This is a genomic window from Aquamicrobium sp. LC103 (assembly GCF_001014615.2).
Classification (GTDB): domain Bacteria; phylum Pseudomonadota; class Alphaproteobacteria; order Rhizobiales; family Rhizobiaceae; genus LBCQ02.
On sequence record NZ_LBCQ02000002.1, the window covers coordinates 64,493 to 83,040 of the forward strand.

General features: G+C 64.4%; 22 protein-coding genes. 3 read left to right on the forward strand and 19 right to left on the reverse strand.

Annotation, left to right across the window (positions count from 1 at the left end; translation table 11 throughout):
- Positions 1 to 3: 3 nt before the first annotated feature.
- The 19 genes from trbK-alt to XW59_RS03785 all read right to left on the reverse strand — a co-directional run bounded on the left by trbK-alt (position 4) and on the right by XW59_RS03785 (position 16,334).
- Complete coding sequence (gene trbK-alt / locus XW59_RS03695) at positions 4 to 291, reverse strand: putative entry exclusion protein TrbK-alt (protein WP_047143432.1); 288 nt, start codon at positions 289 to 291, stop codon at positions 4 to 6.
- A 20-nt stretch (positions 292 to 311) separates the two neighbouring features.
- Positions 312 to 1,082, reverse strand: a complete 771-nt coding sequence (gene trbJ / locus XW59_RS03700) for a P-type conjugative transfer protein TrbJ (protein WP_047143433.1) — start codon at positions 1,080 to 1,082, stop codon at positions 312 to 314.
- Positions 1,079 to 3,523, reverse strand: coding sequence for a conjugal transfer protein TrbE (gene trbE, locus XW59_RS03705; RefSeq protein ID WP_047143434.1), 2,445 nt, complete (start codon positions 3,521 to 3,523; stop codon positions 1,079 to 1,081). The genes trbJ and trbE overlap by 4 nt, the downstream gene beginning before the upstream one ends.
- A 14-nt stretch (positions 3,524 to 3,537) precedes the next feature.
- Positions 3,538 to 3,816: a VirB3 family type IV secretion system protein gene (locus XW59_RS03710; RefSeq protein WP_047143435.1), complete on the reverse strand. Its 279-nt coding sequence runs from the start codon at positions 3,814 to 3,816 to the stop codon at positions 3,538 to 3,540.
- Positions 3,816 to 4,148 (reverse strand): TrbC/VirB2 family protein, encoded by a 333-nt coding sequence (locus tag XW59_RS03715; RefSeq protein WP_047143436.1) that lies wholly within the window; start codon positions 4,146 to 4,148, stop codon positions 3,816 to 3,818. Before XW59_RS03715 ends, XW59_RS03710 begins: the two co-directional genes overlap by 1 nt.
- On the reverse strand, positions 4,145 to 5,128 hold the full coding sequence (trbB, locus tag XW59_RS03720) for a P-type conjugative transfer ATPase TrbB (RefSeq protein ID WP_047143437.1): 984 nt from the start codon (positions 5,126 to 5,128) through the stop codon (positions 4,145 to 4,147). Before trbB ends, XW59_RS03715 begins: the two co-directional genes overlap by 4 nt.
- Positions 5,129 to 5,268: 140 nt before the next feature.
- Positions 5,269 to 5,733, reverse strand: coding sequence for a CopG family transcriptional regulator (locus tag XW59_RS03725; RefSeq protein ID WP_047143438.1), 465 nt, complete (start codon positions 5,731 to 5,733; stop codon positions 5,269 to 5,271).
- Between the two features lie 10 nt (positions 5,734 to 5,743).
- A complete protein-coding gene (locus tag XW59_RS03730) occupies positions 5,744 to 7,729 on the reverse strand; it encodes a conjugal transfer protein TraG (RefSeq protein WP_047143439.1) in 1,986 nt (661 codons plus the stop codon).
- Positions 7,730 to 7,856: 127 nt separating this feature from the next.
- Positions 7,857 to 8,852 carry a LysR family transcriptional regulator gene (locus XW59_RS03735; RefSeq protein ID WP_348639292.1) on the reverse strand — a complete coding sequence of 332 codons (996 nt, stop codon included), beginning with the start codon at positions 8,850 to 8,852 and terminating at the stop codon, positions 7,857 to 7,859.
- A 126-nt stretch (positions 8,853 to 8,978) separates the two neighbouring features.
- Positions 8,979 to 9,686: an autoinducer binding domain-containing protein gene (locus XW59_RS03740; RefSeq protein ID WP_052957971.1), complete on the reverse strand. Its 708-nt coding sequence runs from the start codon at positions 9,684 to 9,686 to the stop codon at positions 8,979 to 8,981.
- Positions 9,687 to 9,754: 68 nt separating this feature from the next.
- Complete coding sequence (locus XW59_RS29255; RefSeq protein WP_348639296.1) at positions 9,755 to 11,260, reverse strand: DUF3363 domain-containing protein; 1,506 nt, start codon at positions 11,258 to 11,260, stop codon at positions 9,755 to 9,757.
- Positions 11,261 to 11,814: 554 nt separating this feature from the next.
- Positions 11,815 to 12,144, reverse strand: coding sequence for a hypothetical protein (locus XW59_RS03750; RefSeq protein ID WP_047143441.1), 330 nt, complete (start codon positions 12,142 to 12,144; stop codon positions 11,815 to 11,817).
- Positions 12,141 to 13,058, reverse strand: a complete 918-nt coding sequence (locus tag XW59_RS03755; protein WP_047143442.1) for a lytic transglycosylase domain-containing protein — start codon at positions 13,056 to 13,058, stop codon at positions 12,141 to 12,143. The genes XW59_RS03750 and XW59_RS03755 overlap by 4 nt, the downstream gene beginning before the upstream one ends.
- 4 nt (positions 13,059 to 13,062) lie before the next feature.
- Positions 13,063 to 13,398, reverse strand: coding sequence for a DUF736 domain-containing protein (locus XW59_RS03760; RefSeq protein WP_047143856.1), 336 nt, complete (start codon positions 13,396 to 13,398; stop codon positions 13,063 to 13,065).
- Positions 13,399 to 13,465: 67 nt separating this feature from the next.
- Entirely contained in the window at positions 13,466 to 14,011 is a 546-nt protein-coding gene (locus tag XW59_RS03765) for a S26 family signal peptidase (RefSeq protein WP_047143443.1), read from the reverse strand.
- Positions 14,008 to 14,526: a DUF2840 domain-containing protein gene (locus XW59_RS03770; RefSeq protein ID WP_047143444.1), complete on the reverse strand. Its 519-nt coding sequence runs from the start codon at positions 14,524 to 14,526 to the stop codon at positions 14,008 to 14,010. Before XW59_RS03770 ends, XW59_RS03765 begins: the two co-directional genes overlap by 4 nt.
- On the reverse strand, positions 14,523 to 15,647 hold the full coding sequence (locus tag XW59_RS03775) for a replication initiator protein A (RefSeq protein ID WP_047143445.1): 1,125 nt from the start codon (positions 15,645 to 15,647) through the stop codon (positions 14,523 to 14,525). The genes XW59_RS03770 and XW59_RS03775 overlap by 4 nt, the downstream gene beginning before the upstream one ends.
- On the reverse strand, positions 15,648 to 15,917 hold the full coding sequence (locus XW59_RS03780) for a helix-turn-helix domain-containing protein (RefSeq protein ID WP_047143446.1): 270 nt from the start codon (positions 15,915 to 15,917) through the stop codon (positions 15,648 to 15,650).
- Between the two features lie 195 nt (positions 15,918 to 16,112).
- Positions 16,113 to 16,334 (reverse strand): helix-turn-helix transcriptional regulator, encoded by a 222-nt coding sequence (locus tag XW59_RS03785; protein WP_047143447.1) that lies wholly within the window; start codon positions 16,332 to 16,334, stop codon positions 16,113 to 16,115.
- On the opposite strand from XW59_RS03785, the gene XW59_RS29775 reads away from it, so the two are divergent.
- The 3 genes from XW59_RS29775 (at position 16,287) to XW59_RS03800 (ending at position 18,535) form a co-directional block, all read left to right on the forward strand.
- A complete protein-coding gene (locus tag XW59_RS29775) occupies positions 16,287 to 16,760 on the forward strand; it encodes a DUF2285 domain-containing protein (RefSeq protein ID WP_082137387.1) in 474 nt (157 codons plus the stop codon). The genes XW59_RS03785 and XW59_RS29775 overlap by 48 nt on opposite strands.
- 75 nt (positions 16,761 to 16,835) lie before the next feature.
- Positions 16,836 to 17,744, forward strand: a complete 909-nt coding sequence (locus tag XW59_RS03795; protein WP_052957972.1) for an ABC transporter ATP-binding protein — start codon at positions 16,836 to 16,838, stop codon at positions 17,742 to 17,744.
- Entirely contained in the window at positions 17,741 to 18,535 is a 795-nt protein-coding gene (locus tag XW59_RS03800) for a hypothetical protein (RefSeq protein ID WP_047143449.1), read from the forward strand. Before XW59_RS03795 ends, XW59_RS03800 begins: the two co-directional genes overlap by 4 nt.
- The last annotated feature ends 13 nt before the right edge of the window (positions 18,536 to 18,548 follow it).

Below are 18,548 nucleotides of genomic sequence, written 5' to 3' on the forward strand. Positions count from 1 at the left end.
GCGTCACCGCCCTTCGATTGGCGCGGGCGATGCCGTAGCCGGCGTGCGCCCAAGGAAGCGGTTGCGGGTCTCCGCCCAGACGCGCAGGCAGTAAGGGTCATACGCGGCCTTCTGGCCGAGCTGCTGGCATCGGCGCTGGTCTCCGCGCAGCGGATCGGAAGCAGGTTGGAGAATGCGCACCGGCGAAGATGCCGGCGAGTCCCCTTTGCGGGTCAGCTCGATCACCGTCGTCATGACCGCGACGGCGACGAGCACGATAGCGCCGAGGCGGGCCAGCATCTTGCCGTCCATGGGGATGCTCCTTCTGTCGGTTACTTGCTGGTGTTGAACATCTGCGCGTTGCCCGGCTGGTAGCCCGAGCCCGGCGTCAGAAAGCGGCGGCGCTGTTCGCGGCCCTGTTCGGCGGCGGCGGCCCGCTCGGCCTCGGTGAGCGCGCTGGCACGGCCATTCGAGGCGAGCAGCGCCACGAGATCCGAAAGCTGCTGCGACTGCAGTGCGAGAAGCTGGTTGCCCGCCTGCGCGGCTTGCAAAGCCCCGGTCGCGCCCTGGCTCTGGTCGATCAGCGCCGACATCTGCGCGCGGTTGCTGTCGATATTGCCGACAGCACCGGCCTGTACGCGCATGGCATCCTGTAAGCCGCCGACGGTGTTTTGCCAGCGCGAGCGCGCATTGACGACGAGCTGCTGGTCGGTGGCCGACATCGAGAGGTTGCCGTACTGGCTCTGAAACGCCTGATCGATCTTCTGGACGTCGAAGGCGATGTTCTGCGCCTGGCCGAGAAGCTGTTGGGTCTTCTGGACGTTCTGCTGCAAGGTCTGGAGGGCAGAGAACGGCAGGCTGGCGAGGTTCTTGGCCTGATTGATAAGCATCTGCGCTTCATTCTGAAGCGAGGTAATCTGATGGGTGATCTGCTCCAGCGTGCGCGCGGCAGTGAGGACGTTCTGCGCATAGTTCGCCGGGTCATAGACGATGCGCCAAGCATTGGCCGGCGTCGCAATCATCGGCGAGAAGGCCACCGGCGCCGCGGCGAGCACGGTTGCGGCAAGCGCCACGGCGCGCGAGCGGAAAGTACGGGTCTTCATGGCATGGTCTCCTTTTCGGCTTGGGGGAAGTTCGGGATGAGATCGGCCGCCCAACCGGCGTCGCGGGCGCGCAGCCATGCCGCGAGGAAGCCTTCGCGGCCATGCTCGGCGACGAGGTTCGCGATCAGGGTCTGGTCGGATTTGGAGGATGCGGCGCAGAGCGCGAGGCCAACCTCACTCAAGCCCAATTCGAACAGGCGGTTGCCGCGCCGCGACTGGCAGTAATAGTCCCGCTTGGGCGTGGCCCGCGCGAGGATTTCGATCTGCCGGTCGTTGAGGCCGAAGCGCCGATAGATCGCTGTGATCTGCGGCTCGATAGCGCGTTCGTTCGGCAGATGCAGCCGCGTCGGGCAGCTCTCGATGATGGCCGGCGCGATGCTCGAATTGTCGATGTCGCTGAGCGACTGCGTGGCGAAGATGACGGACGCATTCTTTTTTCTCAGCGTCTTCAGCCATTCGCGGAGCTGGCCGGCGAAGCCTTCATCGTCTAGGGCCAGCCAGCCCTCGTCGATGATGAGCAGCGTCGGCCGCCCGTCGAGCCTGTTCCCGATGCGGTGGAAGAGATAGGAAAGCACGGCCGGCGCTGCGCCGGTGCCGACCAACCCCTCGATCTCGAATGCCTGTACGGCGGCCGAACCCAGATGCTCGGCCTCGGCGTCGAGCAACCGACCGTAGGCCCCGCCGACGCAATAAGGCCGGAGCGCCTGCTTGATGTCATTGGACTGGAGCAGGACCGCGAAGCCGGTGATGGTGCGTTCCTCGACCGGCGCGGAGGCCAATGAGGTCAGCGCCGTCCAGATATGCTCCTTCACCTCGGGCGTTACCGGCACGCTCTCGCGCATGAGGATCGCCACGATCCAGTCGGCGGCCCAGGCACGCTCATAGGTGTCGTGGATGCGGGCGAGCGGCTGAAGCGAGACCGAGAACTCGTCGCCCTCGGTCAGCCCGCCGCCGAGATCGTGCCAGTCGCCGCCCATGGCGAGCGCCGCGGCGCGGATGCTGCCGCCGAAATCGAAGGCGAAGACCTGCGAGTGATCATAACGCCGGAACTGCAACGCCATGAGCGCGAGCAGCACGGACTTGCCGGCGCCGGTCGGGCCGACGACAAGGGTGTGGCCCACGTCGCCGACATGAAGGGATAACCGGAACGGGGTCGAGCCTTCGGTCTTGCCGTAAAGCAAGGGGGGCGCACCGAAATGCTCGTCCCGTTCCGGCCCCGCCCACACCGCGGATAGCGGGATCATGTGGGCGAGATTCAAAGTGCTGATGGGGGGCTGACGGACGTTCGCGTAGGCATGTCCGGGCAACGAGCCGAGCCAGGCATCGACGGCATTGACGGTTTCGACCATGGCGGTGAAGTCGCGGCCCTGGATGACCTTCTCGACCAGACGCAACTTCTCGTCGGCAAGGCGCGGATCGGCGTCCCACACCACGATGGTCGCGGTGACATAGGCCATGCCCGCGACGTCCTGGCCGAGCTCCTGCAAGGCCATGTCGGCGTCGGCCGCCTTGTTGGACGCATCGGTGTCCACCAGCGCCGAGGCTTCGTTGGTCAGGACTTCCTTGAGGATCGCCGCGATGGACTTGCGCTTGGCGAACCACTGGCGGCGAATTTTGGTCAGCAGCTTCGTCGCGTCAGTTTTGTCGAGCAGGATCGCGCGGGTCGACCAGCGATACGGGAACGCGAGCCGGTTGAGGTCATCGAGCAGGCCGGGCGTGGTCACGGTCGGGAAACCGATGACGGTGAGAACGCGCAGATGCTGATCGCCAAGGCGTGGCTCCAGGCCGCCGGTCATCGGCTGGTCGGCGAGTAGAGCATCGAGATAGATCGGCGTCTCGGGGACGCGGACGCGATGCCGTTTGGTCGAAACCGTCGAGTGCAGATAGGTCAGCGTCTCTACGTCATCCAGCCAGGCGCACTCCGGCATGAAGCCGTCGAGCAGCGCGAGCATCCGATCGGTACGGTCGATGAAACCGCGCATCACCTCCTGGGGATCGACGCCGGATTGCTCGCGGCCCTCGTAAAGCCATGTCTCGGCCCGGGCGGCGTCCTCGGCCGGCGGCAGATAGAGGATGGTCAGGAAATAGTCCGACACGAAATGGATGCCGGCTTCCTCGAAATCGGCCTTGCGTTCCTCGTCCACCAGGCCCGATGCCGGATCGGGGAACATGCTGTCGGGATAGGTCGCGGCTTCGCTGCGCTGCGCCTCGACGAAGATGCTCCAGCCGGAGCCGAGGCGGCGGAAAGCGTTGTTGATGCGGCCGGCGACCGCGACCAGCTCGGCGGCGACGGCGCTATCGAGATCGGGCCCACGGAAGCGCGCCGTGCGCTGGAACGAGCCGTCCTTGTTCACGACGACGCCGGGGCCGACCAGAGCGGCCCAAGGCAGGAAATCTGTAAGGCGGCTGGCGCTGCGGAGATATTCGGCGAGGTTCATCATGGGCGTCGCCTCCCTCAGACCGCGAGGAAAGCCGGCAGGCGCAGATGGCGCCGCCCGACCTCGACGAATTGGGGATCGCGCTTGGCAGCCCAGACCGCCGCGACATGGCCGATCGCCCAGATGGCGATGCCGACCAGCCAGAGGCGCAGGCCGAGGCCCACGGCCCCGGCCAGCGTCCCGTTGAGGATCGCGATGGAACGCGGCGCACCGCCGAGCAGGATGTGCTCGGTCAGCGCGCGGTGAACCGGGACGGTGAATCCCGGCACATCCAGTTGCTCGAAGGCGACCGCCATCAGACGAGCGCCCCGCCGCCGAAGGAGAAGAACGACAGGAAGAACGAGCTGGCCGCGAAGGCGATCGACAGGCCGAAGACGATCTGGATCAGCTTGCGGAAGCCGCCGGACGTGTCACCGAAGGCGAGCGCCAGGCCGGTCGCGATGATGATGATGACGGCGACGATCTTGGCCACGGGGCCTTCGATCGACTGAAGGATTTTCTGGAGCGGCGCTTCCCACGGCATCGAGGAGCCGGAGGCGTGAGCGGCGGGAACGAGGACGAGATTGACATAGGCGACGACGGCGACGGTCGCAACGGTGCGACGGACGCGCATGGGGATGCGGATCATGAAGGGTCTCCAGCGTTGTTGGGGGTTGCGGGGCTGATGCGGTAATCTCCGTCCGGGCCGAGCCCTTCGACACGGGCGAGTTCGGCGAGCCGGCGCGCGGAGCCGCGGCCGGAGAGGACGGCCACGAGGCCGATCGTCTCGGCGATCAGGGCGCGCGGGACGGTGACGACGGCCTCCTGAATGAGCTGTTCGAGGCGGCGCAGCGCGCCGATGCCGCTGCCGGCGTGGATCGTGCCGACGCCGCCGGGATGACCGGTGCCCCAGGCTTTGAGGAGGTCGAGCGCCTCGGGGCCGCGTACCTCGCCGATGGGAATGCGATCGGGGCGCAGGCGCAGCGATGAGCGGACAAGATCGGAGAGCGTTGCGACGCCTTCCTTGGTCCGCATGGAGACGAGGTTCGGAGCGGCGCATTGCAGCTCGCGCGTGTCCTCGATGATGACGACGCGATCGGCTGTCTTCGCCACCTCGGCGAGCAGCGCATTGGTGAGCGTGGTCTTGCCGGTGGACGTGCCGCCCGCGACGAGGATGTTGGCGCGCGCCGCGACAGCCGCGCGCAGCGTCACGGCCTGGTCCGCCGACATGATCCCGGCATCGACGTAGTTATCGAGCGTGAAGACGGCGACGGCGGGCTTGCGGATGGCGAAGGCCGGCGCGGCGACGACCGGCGGCAAAAGACCCTCGAACCGCTCCCCCGTCTCGGGCAGTTCGGCCGAGACGCGCGGGGATCTGACGTGAACCTCCGCGCCGACATGATGGGCGACCAGGCGCACGATGCGTTCGCCATCGGCGGATGACAGCCTCGCGCCGGTATCGGACAGCCCTTCGGAGAGACGGTCGATCCAGATGCGCCCATCAGGATTGAGCATGACTTCGACGATGCCGGCGTCGTCGAGATAGCGCGCGATGGCCGGGCCGAGCGCGGTGCGCAACATGCGCGCGCCGCGCTGGATCGCCTCCGGTTTCTGGTGAGAAGAAGTCATGCCGTCCCCAAAATGAAGGGGACGCAACAAACAGTTCCCCGATCGGGGATGATTAAAAGAGCCGGAAATCGGGCCTGTTCAACAAGTATCTAGACTCGCGCGGCAGTCGGCGGCTATCGGCGGCGAATAGGATAGGTCGGTTATTCCGGCGAGCCGGCGTTCGTCTTCGGCGCGATGTCTTCGCCCCCTGGCCGAACCGAGTCGAGATCGCGCGAGAGCTCTTTCAGGAATCTGTCTCCAGTCGCCAATCGCTTGCCGAGCGTCTGCATGAAGGCCTCAAACCGCTCCAGGCCCTTGGCTCGGGCCGACGCCTGCGCGGCATCCGGCAGGACCGGGGTAAAGGTCAGCCAGTAGCGGACGAACAGCGAGATGGCCTCGCCGAGCACGGCGAGATCCTCGTCGAGCGTGTCGATCTGGCGACCGAGCTTGTCGAGGCGGCGGGACATGGCCGCTTCCAGCTTCTCGGTAGTATCGCCAGAGAGGAACGATGCCACGGCGGCTTCGACGATGGCGGATTTCGAGCTGTTCCGGCGCAGCGCCAGCGCCTCGACCTGTTTGAGCAAGGCGGGGTCGAAATAGACGTTCATGCGGGTGCGGGATGTCATGGTGCGCTCCTCAAAGCTGTATGCCATCGCCGGGATCGAGCGAGGCTTGCCGCGCGACCATCCGCATCCGCGCCCGCATGGCGCTGGCCTTGGCAGCGTCGACATCGGGCTCATCGTCAAGAAGCTCGAACTCCTGCGCGGGCGACGGCGGCGGAGGCAGGATTTCTTCATGCTCGGGCAATTCCGGCTCGCGGCGGATGCCGGCATTGGCGGGATCGCCGCCGTCTTCGCCGCCGCTCGCCGCGCCGGCATGGCCCGCCGGCGCGGCGACACGGCCGGACCAATCATCGGTCGCGGCGGCATTCGCCGGACCGGCCGCCAGCTCGGGTGGCGCGATGATGCGTTCCTGCAAGCGCGAGTCCTCGAAGTACTTCGCCTTGGTCGCGCGGATCGGCGGCGTGCCCGCCACCATGACGATCTCCTCAGAGGGCGGGAGCTGCATGATCTCGCCGGGGGTCAACAGCGGCCGGGCGGTCTCCTGCCGCGTTACCATGAGATGGCCAAGCCAGGGCGACAGCCGGTGGCCGGCGTAGTTGGTGGAATCGCGTAGCTCGGTCGCGGTGCCGAGCGCGTCCGACACGCGCTTGGCGGTGCGCTCGTCGTTTGTGGCGAAGCTGACGCGGACATGGCAATTGTCGAGGATGGCGTTGTTTGGCCCATACGCCCGCTCGATCTGGTTGAGACTCTGGGCGATCAGGAAGCCCTTGAGGCCGTAGCCCGCCATGAAGGCGAGCGCAGATTCGAAGAAGTCGAGCCGCCCCAGCGCGGGAAATTCGTCCAGCATGAGCAGCAGCCGATGGCGTTCTCCGGAGGTGTTTAGCTCCTCGGTCAGCCGGCGGCCGATCTGGTTGAGGATCAGGCGAATGAGCGGCTTGGTGCGGTTGATGTCGGAAGGCGGCACGACAAGGTAGAGGCTGACGGCCTTCCTGCTGCCGACGAGATCGGCGATGCGCCAGTCGCAGCGTGCAGTCACACGCGCCACCACCGGATCACGGTAGAGGCCGAGGAACGACATGGCGGTCGACAGCACGCCCGACCGCTCGTTGTCGGACTTGTTCAGCAGCTCGCGGGCCGACGAGGCGATGACGGGATGAACGCCGGCTTCGCCGAGATGCGGCGTGTCCATCATCGCGCGCAACGTGGCTTCGACCGGGCGGCGCGGATCGGAGAGGAAGTTGGCGACGCCTGCGAGAGTCTTGTCCTTCTCCGCATAGAGAACATGCAGGATCGCGCCGACCAGCAATGAATGGCTGGTTTTTTCCCAATGGTTGCGCTTATCGAGCGAGCCTTCGGGATCGACCAGGATGTCGGCGATGTTCTGGACGTCGCGGACTTCCCATTCCCCTTGCCGGACCTCCAGCAGCGGATTGTAGGCGGACGATTTCGCATTGGTCGGATCGAACAACAGGACGCGACCATGCTTGGCTCGAAAGCCAGCGGTTAGGCCCCAATTCTCGCCCTTGATGTCGTGGACGATGCAGCTTCCCGGCCAGGTGAGCAGGGTCGGGACGACGAGGCCGATGCCCTTGCCCGATCGGGTCGGGGCGAAGCACAGCACGTGCTCGGGGCCGTCATGGCGCAGGTAGTTGCGATCATAGCGGCCGAGCACGACGCCATCGGGACCGAGCAGGCCGGCGGCGCGGATTTCCTTGTCTTCGGCCCAGCGTGCCGATCCGTAGGTCGCGACATTGCGCGCCTCACGCGACCGGATCATGGACATGGTGATCGCGGCAACGATGGCGAAAAGTCCGCCGGATACCGCGATGATGCCGCCCTCGATGAAGATCGCGGGGGCATAGGCATCGAACGAGAACCACCACCAGAAGAAGGCGGGTGGGTAATAGACCGGCCATCCCGCCAGCTCGAACCAGGGGCTTCCAAGCTGCGCCTGAAAGCCGAGCCGCCACGCGGTCCATTGCGTCGCCAACCACATCATCACGAACACGATGGTCAGGACGACGGCAATCTGGCCCCAGAGAATTCGGCCTCCACGCATACGAGCTCCAATCGGCAAGGTTGTTGGAGCCGATCAGAGAATGCGGGATTTCGGAAGGAGCAACAGTTAAGACGATGCCGGAGGGCGACCGGATACTATCGACGGCGAATAGGATGGCGCGTCAGATCTATTCTGCGCACGGCGTGGTTTCTGTTCGCCGCATCTTCGATGCTAGTGTGAGCAGATTTCGCAATGCGGCGCCGCGATTGTTCGGTGACCAGACCGCCGAGAAAACCACGGGATCAGGTTCATCAATGATCGGAACAAGCGCGACACCGAACATAGGAGAAAGCTGGCTCGCAGCTCCTAACAGCGTGATTCCGAAGCCCTGCGCTACCATCGATAGAAGTGTGCCGCGCTCAACCGCGAATCGATGGATTGCAGGCGGCGGCCACCCTCGGGCAAGCCGCAAGATAATATGGTCATGAACTTGTGGTCCGGTCCCACCATGGCGGACAAGAAAAGTCTCGGCAGCGAGATCAGTCCACCGGACATCTGCCCGGCCGGCTAGTCTATGCTTTGAGGGGAGCGCGACGACGAGCGGCTCAGTCCATATCGGTCGGGAATGGCAATCGGGCAGCTCAAAAGTGCCAACAAGGAACGCCACGTCGAGCTGACGGGAGCGTAGTTGCATAATGGCGTCGCGTGCCGATCCTTCGGCCATCTCAAGAGCTATGGCCGGATATTGCTCACGGTATCGCGTCAGCAGGCGATCGAGAAAGCTGCCTGCTATCAGACCGTGGACACCGACACGCAGGCGGCCGCATTCTCCCGATGCCGCCAAGCTTGCGGATTTTACGGCATTCTCAAGGTGGTCGACGCCGGTTGTCACGCGTTCGACAAAATGGCGCCCAGCTTCCGTCAGCCGAACGCCGCGGGTATTGCGCTCGAAGAGCGGAGTGCCAAGCTCATCTTCCAGCGCCTTTATGCGAGCGCTGACACTCGACTGGCTAGTACCCAGCGCTTTCGCGGCGTGATGAAAGTTGAGATGTTCCGCAACCGCAATTGCCTGGATTAATGAGGCCATAGAGATGCGGTTGCGCAGGATCGCGCAGCAGGTCAGTGAATTCGGTTCTGCTTCTGTTGACCTATGCGTCTGCCCGGCCTTGTTAGCGTCGGCCATGCGATGCGCTCCCCTATGCTCGCTCCACTCGGGGCCATCGCACTCGAAAACGGGGAATCCATCTAGGTTGCGTTTTGCAACGTTGGAAAATGCGGGCAATTGAGTCTCCCGTACTTGGAAGGGAGGCTAGACGTTCAGGAGGCCAAGCTTGGACGCTCTAAAAACGGCCGATGATAACGTCAGGGAACCGAGCTTCCGGCGCGCGCAATGCAAGTGCTCTCTGGCCATCGTACTACTAATTTTCAGATGGGCTGCGATCTGCTTGGGCGCATAGCCACGCGCGTAAAGCTCCAGGCATTGGCGCTGTCGATGGCTTAGGCGGACCTGCCTCCGCTCTTGGGCATGAAGCAGGAATGCGACTTCATGCAGGTAGGGGGCAAGTGCGGAAACAAACGCCTGGTAGCGCCATCTTCTTTGTTCCCACTCCCGGCTGGAATGAAATGACGTCAGCGTTATCAGCGCTCGCTCCCCGGAGGCTCCCCGCAACGGTACAGACACTCCTTGCCGCCCAACACCGAAACTCTCTGCCTCCGCAAATAGCCAGCGCAGCGAGGCACTGCCGGCAACTGCCTGCCAATCAAACGGCAGCTTCCTGTTAATGCCGTCGGCAATCGGGTCAATTCTCAGATAGCCACGATCGAAGTAACGGCCTTCCCATTCCCTCGAATATGTGACGTACCGGATTGGATCGTTAGCAGGCACCGATGAAGTATCAGACATATATGCAATATTAGCGGCGTCGATCTCTGTAGATATTTCCATCAGAACAGATTGTATCTGGTTCTCAAACTTGACGTTCTCTAACCTCCGTACAGCGTCTTGCAGCACAATCATCGCACATCTCCTCCCGGCCTACTCGGCGGGAGATGCTGCATGTATTGCCCGGCTGCAGCAACCGTTCCTTATAGTCCCAAGCCGCGTTGCCGCCCCAACTGCCACGACACCGATCCGCCTTGAACGACGCCACTGACCTCGCGGCCGATTTGGCGGTCGATGACTGGCCGCCATGGAACCAGCGTAAACTCATGGCTCTGTTCGACCACGGCGAACTTGCCGCTCGATAGCTGCACGGTCCCGGTGAACTTGCCGCTGACCGTCTGGCCATCGCTCGCGGCGCGGAATGGCAGGTTCTTGCTCGCGGCCATCTCGCCGCCGATGCGTTCGATCTCCCGTGCGCGCAACGTGGCGAGAAGGTTGCGCCGGTAGAGCGTGCCGCCGTTCGGTCCGGGCGAAGCATCGCCATGGTCGATATGATGCTGGCGGCGGCGGTCCATCGCCTCGCGAACCTGCTGGCCGAAGCCGGTCGGTGCAAGGTCGGAAGCATCCGGCGTCACCAGCCGGCGGTCGAGCCAGGTTGCGCCGTCCGCGCCGATCTGCTGTTCGAGCCGGGCGGCCGAGAGGATGCGGATATTGGCCTGCCGGTTGCGGCCGGCGTCATAGGCGGCGGCGCGGCTCTCGAAGTCCTCGGGGATGCGCCACTGGTCGGCGTCGATCCGCTCGGCGATCCCGGCCCGGCGCAGGGCTTCGAGCCGGCGCACATGGGCATCGACATAGCCCTCATAGTCGCCGCCCGGAACGCGGCCCTCGAACCTGGCCTGCTCCAGATGGCGGCTCGGCCGATAGATGCCGCTCTCGGCCATGCCGGCGATGGTGCGGTCAGATGGCCGGCTCACGTTCTCGGCCGGGCCGATCTCGATGACGCTGCCGATCCGCGTATCCTCGACGCGGGCTGGATCGATGCCGTCGATATGGTGGGTGCGCCCGTCCACGCCGTCGACCACGACGGTCAGGTTCTCGCCCAGCTCGTCGGTGAGATATTTATCGACGACGCGGCCGGTGATCGGGATTTCGGGCGCTACATCGTGAATCTGGAACGTCATCGGATCTCGCTCCAATCCGTTGGCCTTCAGTGCCTTGTGCATATTTCGGATGATGTCGCCGCGCTCGCTCAGCTCGCGCAGCGCCGGTTCCATCCGCTCGCTCAATTCCCAAACGCCGGGCGCGTGCTCGGTGGCGAGGCCCATCTTCTCCAGCTTGCCGAGACGGCGCAGGCGCAGCGTCCGGTCGAACTGGCGGCGATGATCGGCCGGCTCATGGCGCAGGTCGAGGAAGTGGTCCTCGGCTTCCTCGGACATGGCGCGGTCGATGCGGGTGAAGCGGTCCTGGCCGATCTCGGCGGAGAGTTTGCGGCTCTGCTCGATCTCTGTGACGGGGCCGAGTTCGAGCGTCGCCAGATCGCTTGCCCGCTCGCGGATGCCGTTGGCGAGATAGTCGCCGTTGATGACGAGGTTTTCGCCCAGCTCGTCCTTGCCGCGCACGATGACATGGACATGGGGATGGCCTGTGTTGTGGTGATTGACAGCGACCCAATCGAGCCGGGTGCCGAGATCGGTTTCGACTTGGGCCATGAGGTCGCGGGTATGGGCCGTGAGGTCGGAGAGGTCTGCGCCGTCCTCAGGCGAGACGATGAAGCGAAACTGATGGCGATCGTCCGCGCCGCGCTCGACGAAGGCAGCGCCGTCGGCACGGTCCTCGGTCGCGGAATAGAGCTGACCGCGCTCGCCATCGCGCGAAGTGCCGTCGCGCTGGATGTAGCGCAGATGGGCGGCGGATTTGCCGTTCTTGCCCGCGCCCTGGACATAGCGGGTTTTGACGACGACGCGGCGCTGGCCGGGGATACTGTACTTCCATCCACCCGACAGCGTGCGGGCGCGCACGAACGCCGCGCCGCGCCCCCGTTTCAGGCCCGGTGCGCCGCTCGTCCGTGATGCCCTGCCGCCCGTGGCCGACGCCTGCGAGCGGACGCGCTGCGATGATGATCCCGACGAACGCGACGGGCTGTTGCTCTGCTGGCGGGCGATCTTCTTCGCCTGCGTGAGAAAGCTCTTGGCCTTGCCCAGCTTGGGGGCATCGCTGCGGACGCGGCCGGGCCTCGGGCGGAAGCGAAACTCCTGGTCGTCGCTCAAACCTGCGCCTCCGGCCCGAAGGCGTCCAGAGCAGGGAAACGGCCCGATTTCAGCGCATGGTGCCGCTCGAAACCCTGCAAAGCCAAGGCTTTGCGCGTCATCGCGGCACGCGAGACCCAAAACCGAGGTGCCGCCAGCGCCGCCCCAAAACAGTGTGCAGACAAGGGCTTGCCCCGAAACCGCCACCGCATGGTGCCGGTTTCCTTTATCTTGCCCTCCGCCTTTTTTGACCCTTCCGCCCGTCCGACCGGGAATGCGGCCAGGCGCGACCCTGCCTGACTGCACACCGGAACCAGCACGAACGGACGTGGGAACGCCATCCTCATGGCGTTCTCCCGTCGTCGGCCCGCGCGACGAACATGCGGCCGTCTCGCGGCTTTGCATCGCCGCGCTCGCGCACCGGAACGGTCGGGCGAGCGTCGCCTGATGTACCGATAGTCTGCACCGGATCGGCGCTTCGTCCGTCGCTCGGACGCATGACGAAAAGTGGCGCATCACGCCAATCGGGCGGCAGTGCGGATTGCTTCTCCGGCGTCCCGGCCGCGACCGCGCCGCCGAGCGCCGGAGCGAGCGCGGCGACATAGGCGCGGGTTTCGGCCGGCAGCGGACGGCCCATCTCGCGATGCTCGTCATAGCGGCCGGGACCGGCATTGTAGGCAGCGAGCATCGCCGCGACAGTGCCGTAGCGATCCCACATCTCACGCAGATAGGCGGTGCCTGCCAGGATGTTGTCGCGCGGATCGTAAGGGTCGCGGCCGAGGCGATAGCGGCCGCGCAAGCCCGCCCAGGTGTCGGGCATAACCTGCATGAGCCCGATCGCGCCGGCCGACGAGATCGCGCGCAAGTCGCCCGCGCTTTCGGCCCGCAGCACAGCACGAATCCAGTGCTCGGGAATGCCGAAGCGCTGCGATGCCTCAGCAATGTAGCCGCCATGCGGATCGGCGGCGACCGTGCGCGCGGCCGGCGCGGATTGCGCCAGGGTTGTCGCCGGTCCCGCGCCGAGCGCGCCAGCGATCAGGATAACGGCATAGCGCCGTGCCCGCCTTTCCCCGCCGAACCGCCAGCCTGCCGGCGTGCTCGCTGCGGTCGAGGGTGCGCGCGAAGCGCCGGCCGAGGGCCGCCCTTGACCTTCGCTGCGCCCGCCGGCCGACTTGTGGTCGAGCGGGGCGGAGGAATGAGACGGCATTCCCGCGAACAAAGGAATTGGAGCTGTGCGCGCGATGATGACGGGATGACGCATGGCCTCAGTCCCGCTCTTCGCGCGGTTTGAGGCGCGTCCAGTGCAGCGACCATGACGATCCAGCGTCGTCGTCGCGGAACAGATTAGCGCGGATCGGCTGCGGCAATGCCGGATCGTCGAGCAGCACTGAGAGATATTCGCCGGCCTTCTCGCCGGTACGTTTCCACGCCGCGCCGATCTCCGGGCCGTCGTCGGCGCCGTGATGGACGCGGTAGTCCGGCACGTTCTCCGCATCCGAAGGATCGGCGGGAACGATGGTGAGTTTGTGGTAGAGCGTAAGGGTGTGAACGCGCCCGGTGAATCCGGATCCTTCGCGCGTGAATCGACCGATGTGCGGCATGACTGTCTCCATGCGGTGGCGTTGGGAAAGCCATCGGCGGGCACCGCTCCCGCCGATTGGGATGCGGTCAGCGCGTCGGTGCGCGCCAGACGAAGCGGCCGTCGCCGTCCTCGTCGGTCCAAAGCGGCAGCGCGCGACCGATGACGGCGCTGGCCGGAAGGGGGCCGAAGTAGCGCCCGTCCAGGCTGTCGCGGACGTCGAAGTTCATGAGGAAGAGCTGACCGTCGGCGACGACACGGCAACCCCGCCAGACCGGCAGAGCGCGGCCCATCCGGTCGTGGTCGAGCGCATCGCCCATCTCCACGCCGTCGACGGCGATGGCGCGGCCGGTGCGGCAAACGCGCTGGCCTGGAACGCCGACGATGCGTTTTAGGAGCGGCGCACCGCGCCCGACATAGCCGCGTGTCACCATGAATCCGGCGAATGGTTCGGGCGGCGTGACCGCGACCAGCTCGGGCACAGTGAGCCGGTCAGCCGGTTCGATGGTGTAGAAGCCGACCGGCGCGCTGGCGGTGACGTTCCATAGGAGTTTCGTCGGCATGTCGGCGACGCTGGTGGCGGCGATGCCCGTCACGGCGAGCAGCGTCACCGCGAGAATGCGGTGGCGGCTCATGGATCGATCCTCCGGCGGCCGATCCAAGCGGCATGGCGCTCTGGCGTATATGCGGCCGGCTCCAGCCCGGCGCTGAGCCGGTTATGGATGTGCCGCCAGTGATCGGGGGAAGCGTCGGCGGGATCGAGGCCGAGCGCTTCCACCGCGTCGATCGCGGCAAGCGCGCGCTGCACCTTCGGCCAGCCGTCGAGCCGCAACAGGATCTCGCCGCCAGGCCGGACGAAGGGCAGCGTCTGGAACGGCTCACCGCGGCCGATGGCGCGCACGATGTCGATGCGCGAGACGATCGTGCCATGCTCGCTGGCCGCCCAGCGAACGAAGGCGAAGATGCTCTCGGGCGCGAAGCCGACGACGCTCCGGCGACGGTCGAGGATTTGTTCGTAGGCTTTGCGGCCGAAGCGTATCCAGTGCTCGACCCTGCGTTTCTCGAAGGTCAGCTCGACCAGGGTGGTGAACGGTGCTGGCCCGTCCGGCAGCAGACGGCTGTGCGCGCGATGAGAAGGTCTGCCGCTCATGACCGGCCTCCATGGCGGTCGTTGTCGGCGAGCATGTCGCGCAGCACGTCGGCGATGGAGCGGCCGGCCCCGGCACCACGCCTCGCGCGCGCGTGCGTCAAAGAAGAAGAGTTAGATTCTCTGTTAGAGTCTAAGTTAGCAGCCGGATTCCGAGTTTCAGGCCAGAGGTTTAGCTGCGGTCCGTGCGCCTGATGTGCCGATAGGGCTGCGCCCGATGTGCCGATACCGAGTGCGCCTGATGTGCCGATGGTTTCCACAGGCGTATTCACAGGCACTGTGGACAAGGTTTCGGGGCGGATGCGCAGTAGCTCGCGACCGTGCTCGCGCTCGATCTGAAGGCGGTAGCCGGGGAGCGGCTGGCGGGCGGCGATCCGGCGCAGGTCGAGCGCGAAGTCAGAGACACGCGCCATGCTGCCCGACTTCACATGGAGATGCGCGACCTCGAACAGCCAGCCGTTGCGCTGGTGGCCGGCGTGCTTGCGGGCGACACGATAGAGCCAGCGCTCAATACCGCCGGTCAGCCGGAAATAGGCCGGGTCGATGGTGAGGACGAGCGTGCGATCGACGACGCTGTTGTAGAACCATTCGGGCAGGACGAATTCCATACCCTCGACGCGGCCCGCGCGCGTCGTCATCTCCTCCCATTCGTTGATCCATGAGAATTGCCGACGCCGCCAATGCGGGCCGTTGCGGATCGTGGTGGCGATGACGGTCGATTGCAGGCGCGCGAGCGCGGCCTTCAGCAGCACATATTGGCGGTTGCCGGTGGGCCGCCCGATGGCGCGCAGCAGATGATAAGGCGTGAAGCGGAAGAAGCGCGAGGTGCGCAGGCCGTCGTTCTCGGCCGCGACGATCTGCGACGCGGCCCAGATCAGCACGTCGGCGTCCCAGATGGTCGCCATGCCGTGTTCAGGCATGGCGAGCACCTGCACCTCGACATCGGCCGCCTTGTAGAGAATGGGCATGGTGCGCGGCGTCTTCGCCAGCGAGAAGAAGGGCCGTTCCATGAGATCGCGCTGATCGCGCGGGCTGGCGTCGCCCGTCGCGACCACGAAGGGGGCTAGGTGATTGCGCTCGCTCGTGTCGGCCGGCTGCGCGGGGCTGTGATCGTCGTGCAGCATTCAGCACTTGCCCCTCTCTTCGGGCGTCAGCGGACGCGCGGGGAAAACCGTGCCGACATCCGTGTCACGAGTGGATTTGCGGACGCCAATGTCGGACCAGGCTTCGAGATCGCGGATGGTGTAGAGGACGCGGCCGCCGATCTTGCGATAGGTAGGGCCGGTGCCGTAGGTCCGGTGCTTCTCAAGGGTACGGATGGAAATGCCGAGGAAGCGGGCGGCTTCCTGCGTGCGCAGGAGTCGTGGCGGCAGGCCCGCCAATGGATTGGCCATGGAGTCACCTCTGGTTCGTCGTGATGCGCGCTGCCTTCGTGGCAGCGGGCTACGGCGAACCATGGCGAGGGATCGGCGGCGGGTAGCGTGCCGCATTTGCGCTTATGCGCAGGCGGCACCCCGGGGCGTGCAGGCTGGAGTCCCTATTCGGAGACAGGAGCGGCGGGCTTCTGGCTACATGTTATGCCTAGATGACTACTTTGGCGCGCTGGTATTCTTCAGCAATTCGCCCGGCTCGATCCCAAGTGCCTCGGCGATCTGGCCAAGAACCGTGACACTGGCGGACACGTCGCCACGTTCGATGGCTCCGACGTAACGCATACTCAAGCCTGCTCGGCCGGCGAGTTCTTCCTGCGTCAAATTTTCATCATGGCGGATGCGACGCAGATTCCTCGCCATGATCTCCTTGAGATCCATGACAAAAGAGGAACCAGCATAGGAACGATCATTCTAGGAACGATCATTCCCATTCGTATCAGACCATGCTATTCATCGGGTTGTCCTGAAGTGCTTCATTATGTCCGCGTTCTCGATAAAAAAAGGGCAGAATTCATGCGTGAACGGCCTCTGCTTGATCCAGATGTTGAAAATGAAGCCCCCAGGGGAGTCGATATCACCACCTATGACGAACAGCACTACGTAACCTACTTGCGGCTGTTAGATGCCAGCCGAAACGGCGCGGACTGGCAGGAGGTCGCGCGCATCGTTCTGCACCGCGATCCCCTCCGTAATGAAGCAGAGACGAGGCGATGCTGGGAAAGCCATCTCGAACGCGCCCGGTGGATCGCAAACAAAGGCTATAGACGCATTCTCGAACAAGAGATTGCCAACAATCACTTATAGGCTAACCGGAAGATGAGTTCGTGCCGTACGCCATTGACGGCACGAGGATTGAGATGCTTGAGGCGGGATCATTTATTGAGCAGTGGAGATAAGGAAGACGCCATTACAGTCTCGGGCGTCGAGAAAAGATTTGGATGGGGAGGCCGTGCCTTTAAAGCGCTCGATGGGCTTTCTCTTGGTGTTCCGCAAGGCTGCGTGTACGGCCTACTTGGTCCGAACGGTGCCGGCAAGAGCACGTTGCTACGGATCATAGCTGGCCTCGTGCGCCCTGATCGCGGCTCGGTTTCCATATTCGGAGAGAATGCTGGCAGGGAATCGCGACGCCGCCTCGGCATGTTGATCGAGGCCCCGGCGTTCTATCCCTTCCTGACCGCACGCGAGCATTTGGAAATGTTCGCTCGGATGAGCGATACCGTCACGATGGTAGAGCCTATTCTGCGGCGCGTTGGCATCGGCTACGCCGCTGACAAGAAAGTGGCTACATTTTCGTTGGGGATGAAGCAACGGCTGGGGATCGGCTGCGCGCTCGTCGGCCGCCCAGATGCTGTTGTTCTCGATGAGCCGACGAACGGTCTCGATCCGGACGGCATCCTCGAAATGCGTTCGCTGATAGTTGATCTAGCCCAGAGGGACGGCATCACCGTGCTGCTTTCGAGCCACCTCCTCGACGAGGTGGAGCGCGTGTGCGAGCGCGTCGCGATTTTGCGGAGCGGGAGAATGGCGGCGCATGGGAAAGTCGCTGACCTGCTCGACAGCCAAGCTCGCTTTTGGATTAACGTTGATTCACCGCAAACCGTGCTGGAGCGTTTGGCATCGCAGGCCGATGCAGGTGACGGTGGAGTTTATGTTCGAATTGGGCGCGACGATGCGCCTGAACTCATACGCGCGCTTGTAAACGCGAACATCCGGATATTTGAAGCAAAATGGATCACTCCCGATCTGGAGTCGGTCTTCCTGTCGGAAACGCGGAGAGAGCCACAATGAGCGCTCTACTCTCGGCAGAGCTTCTGAAGCTTCTACGACAGCCAGGCATTCTATTCTGGGGGTTCCTGTCGGTTCCTGCTGCCGCACTCGGCCTCAAGATCGCGCTGGAGAGTTTTTTCGTCCTCCGATCAGGAAACCTCCCGCAAACACAAGCCGATGCGCTTCTGTCAGCCGCGCAATCCTTGGGCATCGCAGGCAATCCGATTGCGCAGCTTCTCTATGCGATCGGTGTGTCCTCAATATTCTACGTCGAATACCGCTTCTCGGCTTGGCGCAACCTCCTGCCACGGACAGGGAGGATTCCTCTGCTCGCCTCGAAGTTCGTTGTTTGCCTCCTGTGCATGGCCATCGGTCTTGCTCTGACAATCGTCGGAGACATGATCCTCAATACGGCACTCGGCTTTCTCGGCGGCGGCACCAGCAATAGGACACCAACTCAAGCCGGCAGCGTTCTCGTGCTCAGTGCGGCGTTTGTAATCGCCTTTCTCGAATTAGCGACTCTTGCTGCAGTTACCGCGACGCTTACAATCGTATTCCGGAGTATGATCGCGGCAGTCGTTCCAGTATTTCTGGTAGGGATAACGTGCTCGATCCTGCAAGCTTATTTTGGCGCTGCCATAGCCAGCGTTCCCATGCCGTCTTTTGCTGCCGATGCTGCGCGAGCATGGCTTTTTGCAGGTGCCGAGGGGCCATACGGCATCACGGGTTTCGGCACACTACTGGCATGGCTCTTGTCGGCGGTAGTAGCCGGGTCTCTCATATTTTGGCGTCAGCCTCTGAATACCGAGTAGCAGCGAAAACACT

What these genes read in the sequence shown, in the direction of transcription:
- trbK-alt (WP_047143432.1), bottom strand. Translation starts at nt 291, where the DNA reads ATGGACGGCAAGATGCTGGCCCGCCTCGGCGCTATCGTGCTCGTCGCC.
- trbJ (WP_047143433.1), bottom strand. Translation starts at nt 1,082, where the DNA reads ATGAAGACCCGTACTTTCCGCTCGCGCGCCGTGGCGCTTGCCGCAACC.
- trbE (WP_047143434.1), bottom strand. Translation starts at nt 3,523, where the DNA reads ATGATGAACCTCGCCGAATATCTCCGCAGCGCCAGCCGCCTTACAGAT.
- XW59_RS03710 (WP_047143435.1), bottom strand. Translation starts at nt 3,816, where the DNA reads ATGGCGGTCGCCTTCGAGCAACTGGATGTGCCGGGATTCACCGTCCCG.
- XW59_RS03715 (WP_047143436.1), bottom strand. Translation starts at nt 4,148, where the DNA reads ATGATCCGCATCCCCATGCGCGTCCGTCGCACCGTTGCGACCGTCGCC.
- trbB (WP_047143437.1), bottom strand. Translation starts at nt 5,128, where the DNA reads ATGACTTCTTCTCACCAGAAACCGGAGGCGATCCAGCGCGGCGCGCGC.
- XW59_RS03725 (WP_047143438.1), bottom strand. Translation starts at nt 5,733, where the DNA reads ATGACATCCCGCACCCGCATGAACGTCTATTTCGACCCCGCCTTGCTC.
- XW59_RS03730 (WP_047143439.1), bottom strand. Translation starts at nt 7,729, where the DNA reads ATGCGTGGAGGCCGAATTCTCTGGGGCCAGATTGCCGTCGTCCTGACC.
- XW59_RS03735 (WP_348639292.1), bottom strand. Translation starts at nt 8,852, where the DNA reads ATGGCCGACGCTAACAAGGCCGGGCAGACGCATAGGTCAACAGAAGCA.
- XW59_RS03740 (WP_052957971.1), bottom strand. Translation starts at nt 9,686, where the DNA reads ATGATTGTGCTGCAAGACGCTGTACGGAGGTTAGAGAACGTCAAGTTT.
- XW59_RS29255 (WP_348639296.1), bottom strand. Translation starts at nt 11,260, where the DNA reads ATGGCCCAAGTCGAAACCGATCTCGGCACCCGGCTCGATTGGGTCGCT.
- XW59_RS03750 (WP_047143441.1), bottom strand. Translation starts at nt 12,144, where the DNA reads ATGAGGATGGCGTTCCCACGTCCGTTCGTGCTGGTTCCGGTGTGCAGT.
- XW59_RS03755 (WP_047143442.1), bottom strand. Translation starts at nt 13,058, where the DNA reads ATGCGTCATCCCGTCATCATCGCGCGCACAGCTCCAATTCCTTTGTTC.
- XW59_RS03760 (WP_047143856.1), bottom strand. Translation starts at nt 13,398, where the DNA reads ATGCCGCACATCGGTCGATTCACGCGCGAAGGATCCGGATTCACCGGG.
- XW59_RS03765 (WP_047143443.1), bottom strand. Translation starts at nt 14,011, where the DNA reads ATGAGCCGCCACCGCATTCTCGCGGTGACGCTGCTCGCCGTGACGGGC.
- XW59_RS03770 (WP_047143444.1), bottom strand. Translation starts at nt 14,526, where the DNA reads ATGAGCGGCAGACCTTCTCATCGCGCGCACAGCCGTCTGCTGCCGGAC.
- XW59_RS03775 (WP_047143445.1), bottom strand. Translation starts at nt 15,647, where the DNA reads ATGCTGCACGACGATCACAGCCCCGCGCAGCCGGCCGACACGAGCGAG.
- XW59_RS03780 (WP_047143446.1), bottom strand. Translation starts at nt 15,917, where the DNA reads ATGGCCAATCCATTGGCGGGCCTGCCGCCACGACTCCTGCGCACGCAG.
- XW59_RS29775 (WP_082137387.1), top strand. Translation starts at nt 16,287, where the DNA reads ATGGCGGATGCGACGCAGATTCCTCGCCATGATCTCCTTGAGATCCAT.
- XW59_RS03785 (WP_047143447.1), bottom strand. Translation starts at nt 16,334, where the DNA reads ATGGATCTCAAGGAGATCATGGCGAGGAATCTGCGTCGCATCCGCCAT.
- XW59_RS03800 (WP_047143449.1), top strand. Translation starts at nt 17,741, where the DNA reads ATGAGCGCTCTACTCTCGGCAGAGCTTCTGAAGCTTCTACGACAGCCA.